Annotated in this window: 12 protein-coding genes; 6 read left to right on the forward strand and 6 right to left on the reverse strand. The window is 72.3% G+C overall.

The annotated features are described in order from the left end of the window. Positions 1-51 precede the first annotated feature (51 nt). On the forward strand, positions 52-792 hold the full coding sequence (locus KIK05_RS14420) for a lysophospholipid acyltransferase family protein (protein ID WP_214411195.1): 741 nt from the start codon (positions 52-54) through the stop codon (positions 790-792). 54 nt (positions 793-846) lie between these two features. Beyond that, a complete protein-coding gene (locus tag KIK05_RS14425; protein WP_214411196.1) occupies positions 847-1,272 on the forward strand; it encodes a PPOX class F420-dependent oxidoreductase in 426 nt (141 codons plus the stop codon). A 100-nt stretch (positions 1,273-1,372) separates the two neighbouring features. Here KIK05_RS14425 and KIK05_RS14430 read toward each other — a convergent pair whose 3' ends face one another. The 4 genes from KIK05_RS14430 to KIK05_RS14445 form a co-directional block, all read right to left on the reverse strand. Further along, on the reverse strand, positions 1,373-1,993 hold the full coding sequence (locus tag KIK05_RS14430; RefSeq protein WP_214411197.1) for a DJ-1/PfpI family protein: 621 nt from the start codon (positions 1,991-1,993) through the stop codon (positions 1,373-1,375). Then, the gene (locus KIK05_RS14435) at positions 1,927-2,961 is read right to left on the reverse strand and encodes a GlxA family transcriptional regulator (RefSeq protein WP_214411198.1); all 1,035 of its coding nucleotides are present in this window, start codon (positions 2,959-2,961) and stop codon (positions 1,927-1,929) included. The genes KIK05_RS14430 and KIK05_RS14435 overlap by 67 nt, the downstream gene beginning before the upstream one ends. A gap of 85 nt (positions 2,962-3,046) precedes the next feature. Then, positions 3,047-4,264: a cytochrome P450 gene (locus tag KIK05_RS14440; RefSeq protein ID WP_214411199.1), complete on the reverse strand. Its 1,218-nt coding sequence runs from the start codon at positions 4,262-4,264 to the stop codon at positions 3,047-3,049. Further along, positions 4,261-5,670, reverse strand: coding sequence for an alpha-amylase family glycosyl hydrolase (locus tag KIK05_RS14445; protein WP_214411200.1), 1,410 nt, complete (start codon positions 5,668-5,670; stop codon positions 4,261-4,263). Before KIK05_RS14445 ends, KIK05_RS14440 begins: the two co-directional genes overlap by 4 nt. A 221-nt stretch (positions 5,671-5,891) precedes the next feature. Between KIK05_RS14445 and KIK05_RS14450 the strand changes: the two genes are divergently transcribed. Next, positions 5,892-8,018: a SpoIIE family protein phosphatase gene (locus KIK05_RS14450; protein WP_214411201.1), complete on the forward strand. Its 2,127-nt coding sequence runs from the start codon at positions 5,892-5,894 to the stop codon at positions 8,016-8,018. A gap of 13 nt (positions 8,019-8,031) precedes the next feature. Here KIK05_RS14450 and rraA read toward each other — a convergent pair whose 3' ends face one another. Beyond that, complete coding sequence (rraA, locus tag KIK05_RS14455; RefSeq protein ID WP_214411338.1) at positions 8,032-8,502, reverse strand: ribonuclease E activity regulator RraA; 471 nt, start codon at positions 8,500-8,502, stop codon at positions 8,032-8,034. A 431-nt stretch (positions 8,503-8,933) separates the two neighbouring features. Between rraA and KIK05_RS14460 the strand changes: the two genes are divergently transcribed. From KIK05_RS14460 to KIK05_RS14470, 3 genes are all read left to right on the forward strand, one after another. Next, positions 8,934-9,857, forward strand: a complete 924-nt coding sequence (locus tag KIK05_RS14460; protein ID WP_214411202.1) for an aminoglycoside phosphotransferase family protein — start codon at positions 8,934-8,936, stop codon at positions 9,855-9,857. Positions 9,858-10,087: 230 nt separating this feature from the next. Further along, complete coding sequence (locus KIK05_RS14465; protein ID WP_214411203.1) at positions 10,088-10,765, forward strand: hypothetical protein; 678 nt, start codon at positions 10,088-10,090, stop codon at positions 10,763-10,765. Positions 10,766-11,151: 386 nt separating this feature from the next. Then, on the forward strand, positions 11,152-13,428 hold the full coding sequence (locus KIK05_RS14470; RefSeq protein ID WP_214411204.1) for a M48 family metalloprotease: 2,277 nt from the start codon (positions 11,152-11,154) through the stop codon (positions 13,426-13,428). Between the two features lie 96 nt (positions 13,429-13,524). Here the strand turns inward: KIK05_RS14470 and KIK05_RS14475 are convergent, their stop codons facing one another. After that, positions 13,525-14,331 carry a dioxygenase family protein gene (locus tag KIK05_RS14475; RefSeq protein WP_214411205.1) on the reverse strand — a complete coding sequence of 269 codons (807 nt, stop codon included), beginning with the start codon at positions 14,329-14,331 and terminating at the stop codon, positions 13,525-13,527. Positions 14,332-14,368: the final 37 nt, after the last annotated feature.

Raw genomic sequence — 14,368 nt, forward strand, 5'->3', positions numbered from 1 at the left:
GCTCCTGGACACCGCGCGCAACTTACGCGAACGTAGGTTACTGTTCGGTACATGGCTGAGATCGTGTACCCCCTGGTGATCGCGACCGCGCGCGGGCTGTTCAAGGCGCTCGACCTCCGGGTCGCCGTGGAGGGGGCCGGGCGGGTGCCGGCGAGCGGCGGCGCGGTGCTGGTGAGCAACCACGTGAGCTATCTCGACTTCATCTTCGTGGGGTACGGCGCGCTGCCCTCCCGCCGCCTGGTGCGGTTCATGGCCAAGAAGGAGGTCTTCGCCCACCCGGTCTCCGGGCCGCTGATGCGCGGCATGCGCCACATCCCCGTCGACCGGGCGGCGGGGGCCGGGGCGTACGACCGGGCCGTGCGCGACCTGCGGTCCGGCGAGGTGGTCGGGGTGTTCGCCGAGGCGACGATCAGCCGGTCCTTCACCGTCAAGGAGATCAAGAACGGCGCGGTCCGCATGGCGGCCGCCGCCGAGGTGCCGCTCATCCCCGTCGTCGTCTGGGGCACCCAGCGCATGTGGACCAAGGGCCGCCCGAAGAACCTCCTCCAGCGGCGTCTGCCCGTCACCGTCGACGTCGGCGAGCCCATGTTCCCCAAGCCGGGGGAGGACGTCGCCCGGCTCACCGCCGACCTGCGCGTCCGACTGTCCGAGCAGCTCGAGCGGGTGCAGCGCGCCTATCCCGGCGGCCGCCCGGGGGCCTGGTGGCAGCCCGCCCACCTCGGCGGCTCCGCCCCCACCCCGGACGAGGCCGAGGCCATGGACGCCGCCGAACGGGCCGCGCGCCGCCGCTGACCGTTCCGGCGGGTCCGGCCCGAGATCGGCGCGGTGTGCCGGTACCGTGACGGTATGGAGCGAATGGGTGACAGTGAGTGGCGCGAGTTCGTGCTCGAGGGGACGCGGACGGCGAAGATCGGGGTGGCGCGGGGCGACGGCCGCCCGCACGTCACCCCCGTCTGGTTCACTCTCGACGGTGACGACCTGGTCTTCACCACCAGCGGCACCGGCCAGAAGTCCAAGAGCCTGCGCCGCGATCCCCGGCTCGCCGCCTGCGTCGACGAGGAGCGCCCGCCGTACTCCTTCGTCATGATCGACGGCACCGCGACCCTCTCCGACGACCTGGACGAGCTGGTCAAATGGGCCACGGTGCTCGGCGGGCGCTACATGGGCCCCGACCGCGCCGAGGAGTTCGGCAGGCGCAACGGCGTCCCCGGCGAGATCGTCGTACGGGTCCGCATCACCAAGGTCATCGCCATGCGCGCCATCGCCGAGTGAGGGCCTCGAGGGGCGCCCCTCGCCGCCGAGCGGAGCGCGGCCATGAGCACGACCGCTGCCTCGAGGAGCACCTCTGGCCCACCGGGCGGAGGAAGGCGCTCTAAAGAAGGCTCAGCGCCCGCTCGGCCAGCCCCGCCGGAGCCGTCTTCGGGGAGCCGGCGTCGAACGGCGGCTGTGGGTCGTACTCGATCACCAGTTGCACCGCCTGCGCCGTCGTCTCGTCGAAGGCGCGGGCGAGCAGCGCCAAGGCCATGTCGATGCCCGAGGACACGCCCGCCGCGGTCACGATCCTGCCGTCGGTCACGACCCGCTCGCTCACCGGCTGGGCCCCGAACTTCGCGAGCTGATCGAGGATGGCCCAGTGCGAGGTCGCCCTCCTGCCACCGAGCAGTCCCGCCTTGCCCAGCAGGAACGACCCGCTGCACACCGACGTCGTCCAGCGCGTGTGCTCGTGCGCCCGGGCGATCCAGCCCACCAGGTCCGGGTCGGACAGGGCGTCCCCCGTCCCCGGTCCGCCCGGCACGATCACCACGTCGGGGTCGGGCAGGTCGGCGTAGGAGGCCGTGGCCGCCAGGCTGAGGGTCCCCCGGTCGTCCAGGACGGGACCGGGCTCGGCGGCGACGAAGGTCACCGTGCACCCCGGGGCGAAGGCCATCACCGTGTACGGCCCGACGGCGTCGAGGGCGGTGAAGCGGGGGTAGAGAGGGATGGCGACGCGCAACGTGGATTCTCCTTCGACTGGAACCGGCGACGGTGGTCGCCGGGTGAGATCCGCCAGTGGCGGCGGAACACGCGGTAAAGGGTCTCCGGCGTACCGAACCCGGACTCCCTGGCCACCCTGTCCAGGGGGTGACCGGTGACCTCCAGGAGCCGCCGGGCCGTGTCGGCGCGGCTGCGCTCGACGTACCTGCCCGGCGAGAGCCCGGTCTGCTCGGTGAAAACCCGTGAGAAGTGCCGCTCGCTCATCCCCGCCCGGCGGGCCAGGGCGGGGACGCTCAGGTCGGCGGCGGGATTGAGGTCGATGTACGCCTGGAGCTCCCGCAGCGGCTCGCTGCGCGGCGTCATCGCCTGCATCGGCGTGCTGAACTGGCTCTGCCCGCCGGGCCGGTGGAGGTACACCACCAGGCCGCAGGCCACGTTCCGGGCCAGGGCGTGCCCGTGGTCGCGGGCCACCAGGGCGAGCGCCAGGTCGACACCCGAGCTGACCCCGGCCGAGGTCCACACCTTCCCGTCCTCGATGTAGATCGGGTCGGCGTCCACCTCCACCTCCGGGTACCGGGCGGCCAGGTCGCCGGCGGTGAGCCAGTGGGTGGTCGCCCGGCGGCCGTTCAGCAGGCCGGCCTCCGCGAGGAGCAACGCGCCGTTGCACACCGACGTGACCCTGCGGGCGCCGGCGGCCAGGCGCGCGATCGCGCCGACCAGCTCCCGGTCGGCCAGGTGCTCCGGCACCGACAGGCCGCCGACGACCAGCAACGTGTCGACCGGGCCCTCGATCTCGCCGAGCGCGCGGGCGGCGGTCACCGTGATCCCGTTGCCGGCGGCGACCGGCCCTTCGCGTACGGCGGCCACCTCGACCCGGTAGCCGCCGTCCCGCACCAGCAGGCTCGCGGTGGAGAACACATCGGCCGGTCCGGCCAGGTCGAGCAGCTGGAAGCCTTCGAAGGCCACGATCACGACATGCCGCTGCATGCCTTCCATGCTGGTCGCGGGCCCCGGATGGCGTCAACGTCACAGATATTGCAGATTACGCCAGAGATCCGGCCCGGCCGGGCCGTCACCAGGTGACGGGGAGCGACCTGACGCCGTAGATGGGCATGGTGTGGAGGAAGCTCAGCCGGTCGTCGGGGACGGCCAGGCGCAGGGAGGGGAAGCGGCGGAACAGGGCCCGGTAGGCGATCCGCAGTTCCAGCCGGGCGAGCGGCTGGCCGAGGCACTGGTGCACCCCGAAGCCGAACGCGACGTGGTGGTTGGGAGCGCGGTGGATGTCCAGCTCGTCGGGGACGGCGAAGACGGCGGGGTCGCGGTTGGCGGCGTCCGCGGCGGCGATGACGCCCTCGCCCGCCCTGATCGTCACCCCGCCCAGCTCGACGTCCTCGACGGCGACCCGGCGCCTGCCGGTGTGGGCGACCGTGAGCAGGCGCAGCAACTCCTCCACGGCGGCGTCCGCGACGGCGGGATCGTCCGCGTCACGGATCTCGGCGGCCTGCTCCGGATGGCGCAGCAGCGTCAGCACCCCGAGGCCGATCATGTTCGCGGTGGTCTCGTGCCCGGCCACGAGCAGCAGCATCGCGGTGGCCACGGTCTCCCGCAGGGTCAGCTCCCCGGTACGGACGTGCCGCAGGACGAGCCGGCCGATGAGATCGTCTCCCGGGGCGGCGGCCTTGGCGACGACCAGGTCGCGAAGGTAGGCGGCGAGGGTCCGGGCCGCGTCCGCGGCGGCGGAGGGATCGCCCTGGAGGTCGAGCATGCGGCGGCTCTGCTCTTCGAAGAAGGCGTGGTCGGCGTACGGCACACCGAGCAGGTGGCAGATGACGGTCGACGGGAGAGGGAGCGCGAAGGCCTGGACCAGGTCCACGGGCTGCCCGCCCGCGGCCATGCCGGACAGGAGCCGCTCGACGGTCTCCTCGACCACCGGGCGCAGCGTCTCGGTCCGCCGCACCGTGAACTCCCTGATCAGCATCCGGCGGTGGCGGGTGTGCTCGGGCGGGTCCATGGTGATGAACGAGCCGGGCCCCTGTCGGCGTGCCCGGCTGGACGGCCCGCGCGCCGGGTACCCCGGCCGGCCGGCGTCGGCGCTGAACCTCGGGTCGGCCAGCACCGCGCGCACGTCGTCGTAGCGGGTCACCAGCCACGGAGTGCTGCCGTCCCACAGCCGCACCCTGGTGATCGGCTCCTCCTCCCGCAGGCGGGAGAGATCGGGCGGTAAGCCGTACGGGCACGTCCGGGCCATCGGGTAGGCGGGCGGCGAGGCCGGTGCGGGGGAGGTGGTCATGACTGTCCTTTCCGTTCCAGAGGGTCGTGGTCGCCCAGCACGGCCCAGCCGTGGCCGGGCAGGGTGACGGTCGCGCCGCGCAGGACCGCCTCTCCCGCCAGCACCCGGGTGAGGCCGGGGACGGTCTGCTCGAAGGGGGCGTCGTCGAGGTTGAGGACGGTCACCAGCCGCTGCCGGCCGTCGCTCACCTCGAGCGCCAGCCGGGTGCCGGACAGGTGCAGAGGCCGGCTCCGCGCGCGGTGCAGCCAGGGATGGCGCCGGCGCAGCCCGATGAGGTCCTGGTGCAGCCGGTACACCGGCCACCCGCCGGGGTCGAGCTCCCCGGGGCCGCCGGCGGGGAAGGGCGGGCGGATCGCGTCGTCGCCGCCGGCGCGGTGCTCCTTGACGCCCCGGAACGCCTGTTCGTCCCCGTAGTAGACGACGGGGGTGCCGCCGACGGTGAACAGAACGGCCAGGGCGTGCGGCAGGTGGCGCAGGTCGGTCAGGGCGCTGGCCAGGCGCGTGACGTCGTGGTTGCCGGCGAACGTCAGCGGGGCGAAGGAGGCGAGGAAGGAGTTGTGCCGGTCGAGCGCCCAGGCGAGCTCGAAGAGGTTGCGGTCGTTGAGGGAGCTCCAGATCGCCTTCCACAGCTCGTACTGCGTCACCGTGTCCATCGTGGAGTCGCGGACGATCGCGGCGTAGTCGCCGTGGATCACCTCGCCGGCGAAGTACGCGCCAGGGTGCTCGGCGCGGACGCGGGTGAGGACCTCGGCCCAGAACGCCGGCGGCACGGCGTAGGCCGCGTCCAGGCGCCAGCCGTCGGCCCCCGCGTCGAGCCAGTGGCACATGACATCGGTGACGTGATCGGCCACCGCCGGTTCGGAGTGGTTCAGCGCGACCAGCCGCCGGTGCCCCTCGAACGTCTCGTAGCCGGGTTCGGCGCCGGGACCCGCGCCGTCCGGCTGGCTCAGGTGGAACCAGTTCGCCTCCGGCGCCGCCAGGCCCTGTGCGAGGACGCGGCGGAAGGCCGGGAAACCGCGGCCGACGTGGTTGAACACACCGTCGAGCAGCACCCGCATGCCCCGGTCGTGCGCGGCCGTGACCAGCCGGGCGAAATCCCCGGCGTCGCCCAGCCGGGGGTCGAGGCGGTGGTGATCGACGGTGTCGTACCCGTGGGTCTCCGACGCGAAGATCGGTCCCAGCAGCAGCCCGGACGCGCCGAGCTCGACGGCGTAGTCGAGCCAGCCGATGATCCGGTCGAGGCGGTGGCGGACCGGAGCGGACACGGCCTCGGGTTCGGCCCCGGTGAATCCCAGTGGGTGGACGTGCCACCAGATCACGTGCTCGGTCCAGTGGGGCGCGCCCGCCCGCCGAGCACCTCCGTCTCGCTGGGGCGGGGATAGGGGCGTCGCCTGGTGATCCTTCATATTGCTACGCTATCACTTACTAATTCTGCTTCAATGTGCGAGTAGAAGTAAGAGGATGCGTACCACCTTGGTGGTGAGAGAACGCCGTCGGCGGGCAGGGGGTCGTCGCGGGAGGGCGGCCGGTCCGGGCGGTAGGCTCGCAAGGGCGGTGTGCGGGGACGCCGGTGTCCCGACGGGCCCTCACCGGCCGCGCTCCGCACGAGAACGATGGCGGGGAACGCATGGACGACGAGATCGTCCCCCCTCTGGGAGAACGACACGACCGGCTGGTTCCGTCGGAGGCGGCGGAGTTGTGGAACTCCGCGCTCGCTCAGCTCCCGGTGCCCGTGGCCGTGTACGACCACGAGGCGCGGCTGGTCGGCGCCAACGAGCGGATGACGCGCCTGCTGGGCCGCGGCGAAGAGGAGATGCTGGGCCTCACCCCGCGGGAGATCCTGCCCTACCCTCCCTACGACGAGTACGACGACATCCACCGGCACGTGCTGCGGACCGGTGAGGTGGTGTCCCGCGAGTCCTACGGCAGGCCCCCCGGGCACCCGGAGGAGCGGTACTGGTCGGTGATCTTCTCCCCGGTCGCCGACGAGACCGGCGGCGTGCGCGGGACGTCGACCACGGTCTTCGACGTCACCGACCAGCACTGGGCCAGGCGGCGCCTGGCCGTGCTCAACGACGCCGCCGAGCGCATCGGCAGCACCCTCGACGTGGTCAGGACGGCGGAGGAACTGGCGGAGGTGGCCGTCGACGGGCTCGCCGACTTCGCCGCCATCGACCTGCTGGAGTCGGTCGCGCGGGGCGACGAGCCGGAACCGGTGCCGTACGACGAGCCGGCGGAGTTCCGCCGGGCGGCCCACCGCTCGGTTCTGGAGGGCTGCCCGGAGGCGGTGATGGCGCAGGGGGAGAGCGGCGTGTACCCGGCGTGCTCCGCGCCGGTCCAGGCGCTGGCGACGGGCAGGGCCACCAAGCACCGTCCCGACGACCCCCTGCTGTGGGAGTGGGTCCGGGCGTGCGCGCCGCGCGCCGCGCGCGCGGCCCAGGTGGGCATCCACTCGGTGATGCTGCTGCCGCTGCGCGCACGCGGCGCGACCCTGGGGCTGGCGCACTTCCTCCGGCACCGTACGTCCGAGCCCTTCACCGAGGACGACCTGCTGCTGGCCGAGGAGATCGTCGCCAGGGCGGCGGTGACCATCGACAACGCCCGCCGGTACACCCACGAGCGCAGCACCGCCCTGACGCTGCAGCGCAGCCTGCTCCCCGAACGGCCGCCGGGACTGCCCGCGATGGAGGTCGCCTACCGCTACCTGCCGTCCAGCTCCGGCCTCCACATCGGCGGCGACTGGTTCGACGCCATCCCGCTGTCCGGCGCCCGGGTCGCGCTGGTCGTCGGCGACGTGGTCGGCCACGGTGTCCAGGCCTCCGCGACCATGGGCCGGCTGCGCGTCGCCGTGCGCACCCTGGCCGACGTCGACCTTCCCCCCGACGAACTGCTCACCCGGCTGGACGACCTGGTCGTCCGCCTCGACCGCGAGGAGGGCCCCGACGCGCGGGGGCAGCCGGAGGGCACCATGGGCGAGGTCGGCGCCACCTGCCTGTACGCGGTGTACGACCCGGTGACCCGGCGCTGCAGCATGGCGCGGGCCGGCCATCCTCCGCCCGTGCTGGCCGACGCGGAGGGCGGGGTGCGGCTGGTGGACCTGCCGCCCGGGCCTCCGCTCGGCCTGGGCGGGCTGCCGTTCGAGGCCGTCGAGATCGAACTCGCCGAGGGCAGCCTGCTCGCGCTGTACACCGACGGCCTCATCGAGACCGCCGACCGCGACATCGAGGTGGGGCTCGGCCTGCTGCGGCGGGCCCTCGACGGCCCCGCCCGCTCGCTGGAGGAGACCTGCGACAACGTGCTCGACGCCGTGCTGACCCAGCGCCCCGCCGACGACATCGCCCTGGTCCTGGCCCGGACCGCCACGCTCGCCGCCGACCAGGTGCGCACGTGGCGGCTCCCCTCGGAGCCCCTGGCGGTCCCCGAGGCGCGCCGGGCGGCGGCCCGGCAACTGGTGGCGTGGGGGCTGGAGGAGATGGTGCCCGCGACCGAGCTGATCGTCAGCGAGCTGGTCACCAACGCCATCCGGTACGGCGGCGCCCCGATACAGGTGCGGTTGATCCGCGACGACGCCCTCATCTGCGAGGTGTCCGACGGCAGCAGCGCCGCCCCGCACCTTCGCCGCGCGCGGGTCTTCGACGAGGGAGGCCGCGGCCTGCTCCTGGTGGCCCAGGTCGCCGACCGCTGGGGCAGCCGGCAGACCTCCATGGGGAAGATCATCTGGGCCGAGCAACTGCTGCCGCCCGGGGACGCCTGAGCGTCCCGCGGGTTCACTTCCTGGTGACGAGGATGCCGTCGTCGTCGCTGAAGAGCTCGGCCCCGGGCAGGAAGGTGACCCCGCCGAAGCTCACCGGCACGTCGCGTTCCCCGGTGCCGTTCTTGGTGCTCTTGCGGGGATTGGACCCCAGGGCCTTGACGCCGAGGTCGAGGGCGGCCAGGGCCGCGACGTCGCGGACGGCTCCGTTGATGACGACGCCCGACCAGCCGGAGGCCACGGCCATGCCCGCGATGACGTCGCCCATCAGGGCGGTGTGCAGCGACCCGCCGCCGTCGACCACCAGCACCCGTCCTTCGCCGGGTTCGGACAGGTAGCCCTTGAGCAGGGCGTTGTCCTGGTGACAGCGCACAGTGGCGATCACGCCGTGGAAGGCGCGGCGCCCGCCGTACTGGCGCAGCTGCAGGTCGCAGGAGTCGAGCTCGTCTCCCCGCTCGTCGTACAGGTCGGCGGTCGCGATCGTCATCATGGGCCTTCCGGCGGGCGGTCACGGCGTCGAACGAGCGACGGCGAGGACCGGCGGCCGCCGGCCTCGCTGTCCGTGACCGTACCCCGTCGTGGTTCCCGCCGCGTCGGCGGGTGGTGCCCTGGCGGGGCTCCGCCGGGGGAGAGGGTGCCCCGGCGGAGCCCCGCGGTCACGTGAAGTTCACGTCGCTGCAGAAGTAGAACGACTGGTCCATGTGGGAGGGGGTTCCGGTGAGTGGGAGTGCTCCCAAAGCTGATCGTCATATTAACTGACGAATTCGAGTCCGAAAACGTCACACCGGGAAGTTGAAACTTTCAGTTCGCCGGCGCGGGCCGATTCCGCGATCGCCCGCGATTCACCGCGAGGAGCCGTCCGGCCGGAACGCGAAGGCGTCGCCGCCGGGCGGTCGCGGCTCCGCTACGGTGGTGATCATGGTGACCGATGAACTGGCCGGGAACGTCATGGGGGTGTGGGGCGACGACGGCGCCCGGTGGCTGGCGGAGCTGCCGACCATCCTGGAGGCCGTGGCCCGCGACTGGGACCTGACGGTGGGGGAGCCGTACGAGCTGTCCTACCACTACGTCACGCGGGTGGTCCTCGGGGACGGCACGCCGGCCGTGCTCAAGCTGGGCGTGCCGAGCGGTACGTCGCTGGCCGAGGAGGCGCCCGCTCTCGCGGCGTTCGGCGGCCGCGGAGCGGTCCGGCCGCTGCGCGTCGACCTCGCACGCGGCGCGCTGCTGCTGGAGCGCGCCGTCCCCGGCCGGCGCCTTCGTCATCTGGTGCCCGGCAGGGACTCCGAGGCGACCTCGGCGCTGGCCGCCGTCATGCGGCGCCTGCACGTTCCACCACCGCCCGGCTGCCCGCTGCCGGAGGCGTCGTCGCAGGTCAAGGCGTTCGACGACTACGCCGCCACGCACGGTGAGGCCGGGCCGTTGCCTCTGGACCTCGTCGTGCGCGCGGGCGGGCTGATGCGCGAGCTGTGCGCCTCGGCCACCGAACGCGTCGTCCTGCACGGTGACCTGCACCACGACAACGTCCTGAGCGCGACGCGGGAGCCCTGGCTGGCGATCGACCCGCACGGTCTGGTCGGCGACCCCGGCTACGACGCCGCCACGATGCTGTTCGACCCGGATCCGGACGACCGCGACGAGGCGCTGACCGCACTGGTCCCGGCCCGGGTCGAGCAGCTGTCCGACGAGCTGGCGATCCCGGTGGACCGCGTCGTGGCCTGGGGTTTCGTCAAGGCGGTCATGTCGGATGTGTGGACGGCGGAGGACTGGAAGCCCGGCGACGACCGGTCCCCGATCAGCCGTGCCTACGACGTGGCCCGCCTGCTGCTGCCCCGGCTGCCGTGACCCGACAGGGCGGCCTCACGACCCGGATCCGGACGACCGCGGCCCGGCCGCGCCGGTCCGAGCCCGGTGGCAGGCGGTGGCACCGGTGGCCGGGTGGGGACACCGGGGCTGAGCCGCCCTTCTCCGGCCGTGTGCCGGGATTATCACCTTGACGAGGCCGCGGCGGTATTTCGTTGGCCGCGACTTTCTGGAAGAATGGCGAAATGTCTCCCGGTAGAGGGAGAATGCGCTTGGGTGGTACCAGGAAGAGGCATCTGCAAATCATGACAGATGAGGCAATCATCCGATATGGCGCCGAGATTATCGTGCGCCAGGTCGCGCCCGAAGAACTGCCGTTCTTTCCGGAAATCAGTGATGCCTACTTCGCGGCCCCGGAGCGCGTGCTGACCGGGGGTGGGGCAGGTGGCGGCCCGTTGCGGTTCGGCGCCGCCGAGCTGGTCGACCTGATGTCGGTGGTGGCGCTGGCGGTCATGAACGCGACCGTGGAGCACACCGTGAGCGAGACGTTGAAGGGTGTCAAACCCTCGGCGCTGCCGGGGGCGTTGAAACGGTTGTTCGGCCTTGGGAGGGCGACAGGCGAGGGGAACCGCGGCAGGGCCGCCCTCGAACCGCGTCCCTCGCCGGAGCCGCGGCAACCTTCGGACCCGCCGCTGTCACTGACGCCGGAGCAACTGGCTCAGGTGCGCGAGGTCGCGATCGAGGTCGCGTGCCGGCACGGCGCGAAGGCCGATAAGGCGGAAGTCATGGCCAACGCGGTCGTCGCCATGCTCCTTCCTGGGGTCACCTCGAGCGCCGGTCAGGCTGCGGGTGTCGAGGGGCGTTGGGGGAACGGCGTCGTCGACGGGCCGGCGGCCGGTGCCGGTGACGCCGCGGCGGGCCGGCCGGCTGATGACCGGCTTGAGGGCTGACGGACGGGAGAGGCGGCGGAGAGGTGTTCGGAGAGCCCGCGCCGGGCGGGAAGGAGCCTGCTCCGGGGGAGAAGGAAGCGGCCGGCGGGTCCGCTCTGGACAGAACGGGAAAAGGGCGGGAACCGCCAGAGGTGGAGGAAACGGGCGTCACCGGAAGGTGCGGGAGCGGATACCGGCCGCCCGCGGGAACCACGATCCGGTTCATCCTGCTCATTCTGGCGGTCACGGTTGGCGGTTTATATACATTTTCTCCGATTTACGACTTAATACCGCTAAAATTAGAGACCTACCTTCTGGGGATATGGCACTGCTACGAAACGGTTCCAGGAGCCCAGGAACCGTGGAGCGGCACCGGCGACCCCGGGCAGGCCCGCGCGTACGAGGCGATGAGGCAGGCGCTGGAGAGCTGCCAGCGCCCCTTCTTCCTTGATGCGGCCTCCTGGCTGATCCTGGGCATGGCTCTGCTGTTCGGTCTCGCCCTGGCCCTCTACTGGCTCCACCCCTGGTGGATGATCCGGCGCGGCCGGTTTCGCCCCCTCGATCCGGCGCGCCACGGGTCGACCGAGGCCGCGCTGGACCGGCTGCGCGTGCGCATGGGCCTCACCCGCCCGCCGACGTGGCTGCTGGCCCCTCGTCCCCGGGGGAGCGACGGGCAGGCGTTCGGACGGTTCGGACGGCACTACATCGTGCTCGATCTCGGCCTGGCCGTACGGCTGTCGCGGGGCGACCCGCAGGCGGAGGCCATCGTGTTGCACGAGCTGGCACACCTGCGCAACCGCGACGTGGGCAAGACCTACATGTCCCTGTGCCTATGGTGGTCGTTCATCGTCGTGGCGGCCGTGCCTTTCGCCGCACTGGTCGTCTACCAGACGCTACCGTGGACCGCTCCGGTGATCCGGCTGCCGGCGGACATGGTGATCATCGGCCTAGAGGCGCCGCCCAGCGTGACCAACGAGCGGGCCGTCGTCCGGTTCTACAGCGGGATCGACGTGGCGTTCGCTCTTGTCGACCCCTATGTCTTCGGTCTGATCCCGATCCTCGCCGGGCTGATATACCTGGCGCGCAACGCGGTCTTGCGGACCCGCGAGACCGAAGCCGACAGCACGGCCGCGCGCCAGGGCGGGGCCCTGGAATCACTGTTGCAGGTGCTCGCGGACAGGGCCAGGACGGCGACGGCTGCCCGATGGGTGGTGTTGCGCGACCATCCCTCCCCGGTCCGCCGCCTCGAGGTGAGCCGGCACCCGGCGCTGGCACTGCGGCCCTCGCTGACGGAGTTCGCGACGATCGGGGCGATCGTCGGGCTGCTCGCGGTGAACCTCCAGGTGCTGGCCGAAAAGCAACTCGTGCTGACTTTCCGGTGGGTGAACACCCTCTCGGCCGACCTCGTCACCGGGCTTCTGATCGGCCCCCTGCTGATCGGGCTGTTCACAGTGTCCCTGTGGCGGGCGGCAGCGTCGCGGCCGGCGGGGCCGCTGCTGTGGACAGGGGCGCCGCTCGTCCTGGCCACGGGATTTCTCGCCGGTTCCCTGCTGCCGTTCTTCGTCCGGCGCCTCACGCCCGGCCTCGACGCGGGTGCCGGGGACGAGGTGGCGGCGATGCGCTGGGATCAGGTGGTCGTGACGAGCGTGCTGTTCGCGGCCGGGGCACTGGTGGTCTCGACGTGGTTCCTGTCGGTGACGTTCCACGTCCTGCCCAGCGATCACCATCGAAGGTGGGCCATGCCCGCCGTCACCGCGGCGGCGGTGATCAGCGGCACGGCCTGGTTCAGCGCGTGGTACGCCTTCAGGGACACCGACGTGGCGCAGATCTGGCGGCCCTTCTTCCGCTACGGCACGCCCCTGGACGGCCACTGGTACGACGCCTGGTCTTACGCGAGCGGCGTGTCCTTCCCCGCGCTGGACGGCGTGACGGTCAATCCACTGACCCTGCCCGGCCTGACCCTGCTGTGGCTGGTGCCGGTCCTCGTCCTGGCCCGGTCCGAGACTCTGGGGGATCTGCGGCGCTCCCTGCTCATCGGAGCCGCAGGAGGCCTGCTCGTCCTCGCCGCGGGCCTGGCGCTTCCCTTCGCCGCGCGGGCGGCCCTGCCGGATGCGCTACGGCATGCCCCCGGGGATGGAGGGTCCTGGAGTTTCCCGGCCGTGTACTGGCACACCTGCATATGGATCGTCGTCTTCGGACAGGTGGCCGTGGCGGCCGTCACGGCCGCGTCGACCACCCGGCTGCGGCCGCCCCTGACCCTGCTCGCCGTATCACTGACCGGCCTGACCGGCACGGCGGGCGTGGCCGCCGGTCGCGCCGCCGCGACATGCATGGACGTGTTCGGCGGCGGGCGGGGGCGGTGCGGGCCCGCCGCGGCCGCGACCCTGGCGGAAGACCTCCACGTGATCGCGGTGCCCGGCGTCGTCCTCGCGGTACCTGCGGCGGTGCTCGGGATCGCGCTGTCGTCGATCGTCCGGCGACGGCGCGGCCGGACCGCTGTCGAAACCGCCGCCGTGGCGTCCGTCAAGGGGGTGCCGACGTCGGTGGTCAAGGTGACACTGACCGTGCTCGCACTGGCCTACCTCACGGCCACGGTCGTCTACTTCCCCGACGTCGTACGGCTGTGGCTGTACTGGTCCGGTGGACCAGGGGCGGCGAGCGGCGTCATCGTGCCGAGGGGATGATTTCAGGGCACCGGCGGTGACCGGTCGGCCCGTTCCACGTCCCGCGCTCCTCGCCCGGGCAGCGGCACCCGGGCGAGGAGGAGTGCGAGGGCCCGGTCAGCCGACGCGCTGCCAGAGGGAGGGGACGTTCGGCGGCTCCCATCCCACCAGGGCCGTGTGCCCCTGGATGCACCGGTAGGTCACCCCGCCGTAGGTCACCTGGTCACCGGCCTGGTAGGTGTGGCCGGCCTGCCAGGTGCCGCCCGGCGTGGGCGTGGGCGTCGGGGTCGGGGTGGGACCGCCGCCGCCGGTGACGTTCAGGACGAAGTCGAACGTCCCCTCCTTGCCCGACCCCACCGTGCGCACGGTCATGAGCAGCGCCGGGTCGTAGATCGTGTCGGTGCTGTTGCGCGGCTCGCCCGGGAAGTACAGCTGCGTGGTGAGGATCGGCTTGTTCGGCGCCTGCGCCTTCACGTGGATGTGCCGGGTACGGCCGGGATACAGGCCGGGCACGATCGTGGTGAGCTTGTAGGCGCCCTGCGCGTCGGTGAACTGGTGCCCGCGGAAGTTGAACCCGACGTTGTCGTAGGCGCCGTTGTTGTCGGCCTGCCAGAAGTCCAGCAGCACGTTCGCCAGCGGCTGGCAGTTGACCCCGAACACGTAGCCGCTCACCGTCAGCGGCGTCCCGCTGCCCGGGAGCGTGCTGCGCAGCGGGGAGTTCGGCTTGAAGTAGGGCCCTTCGGTCTGCTCACGGGTGACCTCGTCGCCGTCGTGGCAGAACGGCGTGGGGGTGAGCGTCGTGCCGGACGAGGCGGCCGTGCGGGCGAGGGCCGGGGCCTGGCCGGCCAGCAGCGGGAGCGGGGCGGCGACCAGGGCCGCCTTGAGCAGGTCCTTGCGGGTGATGCCGGACTTCTCGTCTTCCACAGGGGTCTCCTTATCGGATTCGGAGGGTGCCGGAGCG

Source organism: Sphaerisporangium fuscum, from assembly GCF_018531465.1.
Classification (GTDB): Bacteria; Actinomycetota; Actinomycetes; order Streptosporangiales; family Streptosporangiaceae; genus Sphaerisporangium; species Sphaerisporangium fuscum.

Excerpts from the sequence above, each read along its gene's own strand:
- KIK05_RS14450 (WP_214411201.1), top strand. The coding sequence starts at position 5,892 with ATGGACGACGAGATCGTCCCCCCTCTGGGAGAACGACACGACCGGCTG.
- KIK05_RS14470 (WP_214411204.1), top strand. The coding sequence starts at position 11,152 with ATGAGGCAGGCGCTGGAGAGCTGCCAGCGCCCCTTCTTCCTTGATGCG.
- KIK05_RS14435 (WP_214411198.1), bottom strand. The coding sequence starts at position 2,961 with ATGCAGCGGCATGTCGTGATCGTGGCCTTCGAAGGCTTCCAGCTGCTC.
- KIK05_RS14425 (WP_214411196.1), top strand. The coding sequence starts at position 847 with ATGGAGCGAATGGGTGACAGTGAGTGGCGCGAGTTCGTGCTCGAGGGG.
- rraA (WP_214411338.1), bottom strand. The coding sequence starts at position 8,502 with ATGACGATCGCGACCGCCGACCTGTACGACGAGCGGGGAGACGAGCTC.
- KIK05_RS14460 (WP_214411202.1), top strand. The coding sequence starts at position 8,934 with ATGGTGACCGATGAACTGGCCGGGAACGTCATGGGGGTGTGGGGCGAC.
- KIK05_RS14420 (WP_214411195.1), top strand. The coding sequence starts at position 52 with ATGGCTGAGATCGTGTACCCCCTGGTGATCGCGACCGCGCGCGGGCTG.
- KIK05_RS14445 (WP_214411200.1), bottom strand. The coding sequence starts at position 5,670 with ATGAAGGATCACCAGGCGACGCCCCTATCCCCGCCCCAGCGAGACGGA.
- KIK05_RS14440 (WP_214411199.1), bottom strand. The coding sequence starts at position 4,264 with ATGACCACCTCCCCCGCACCGGCCTCGCCGCCCGCCTACCCGATGGCC.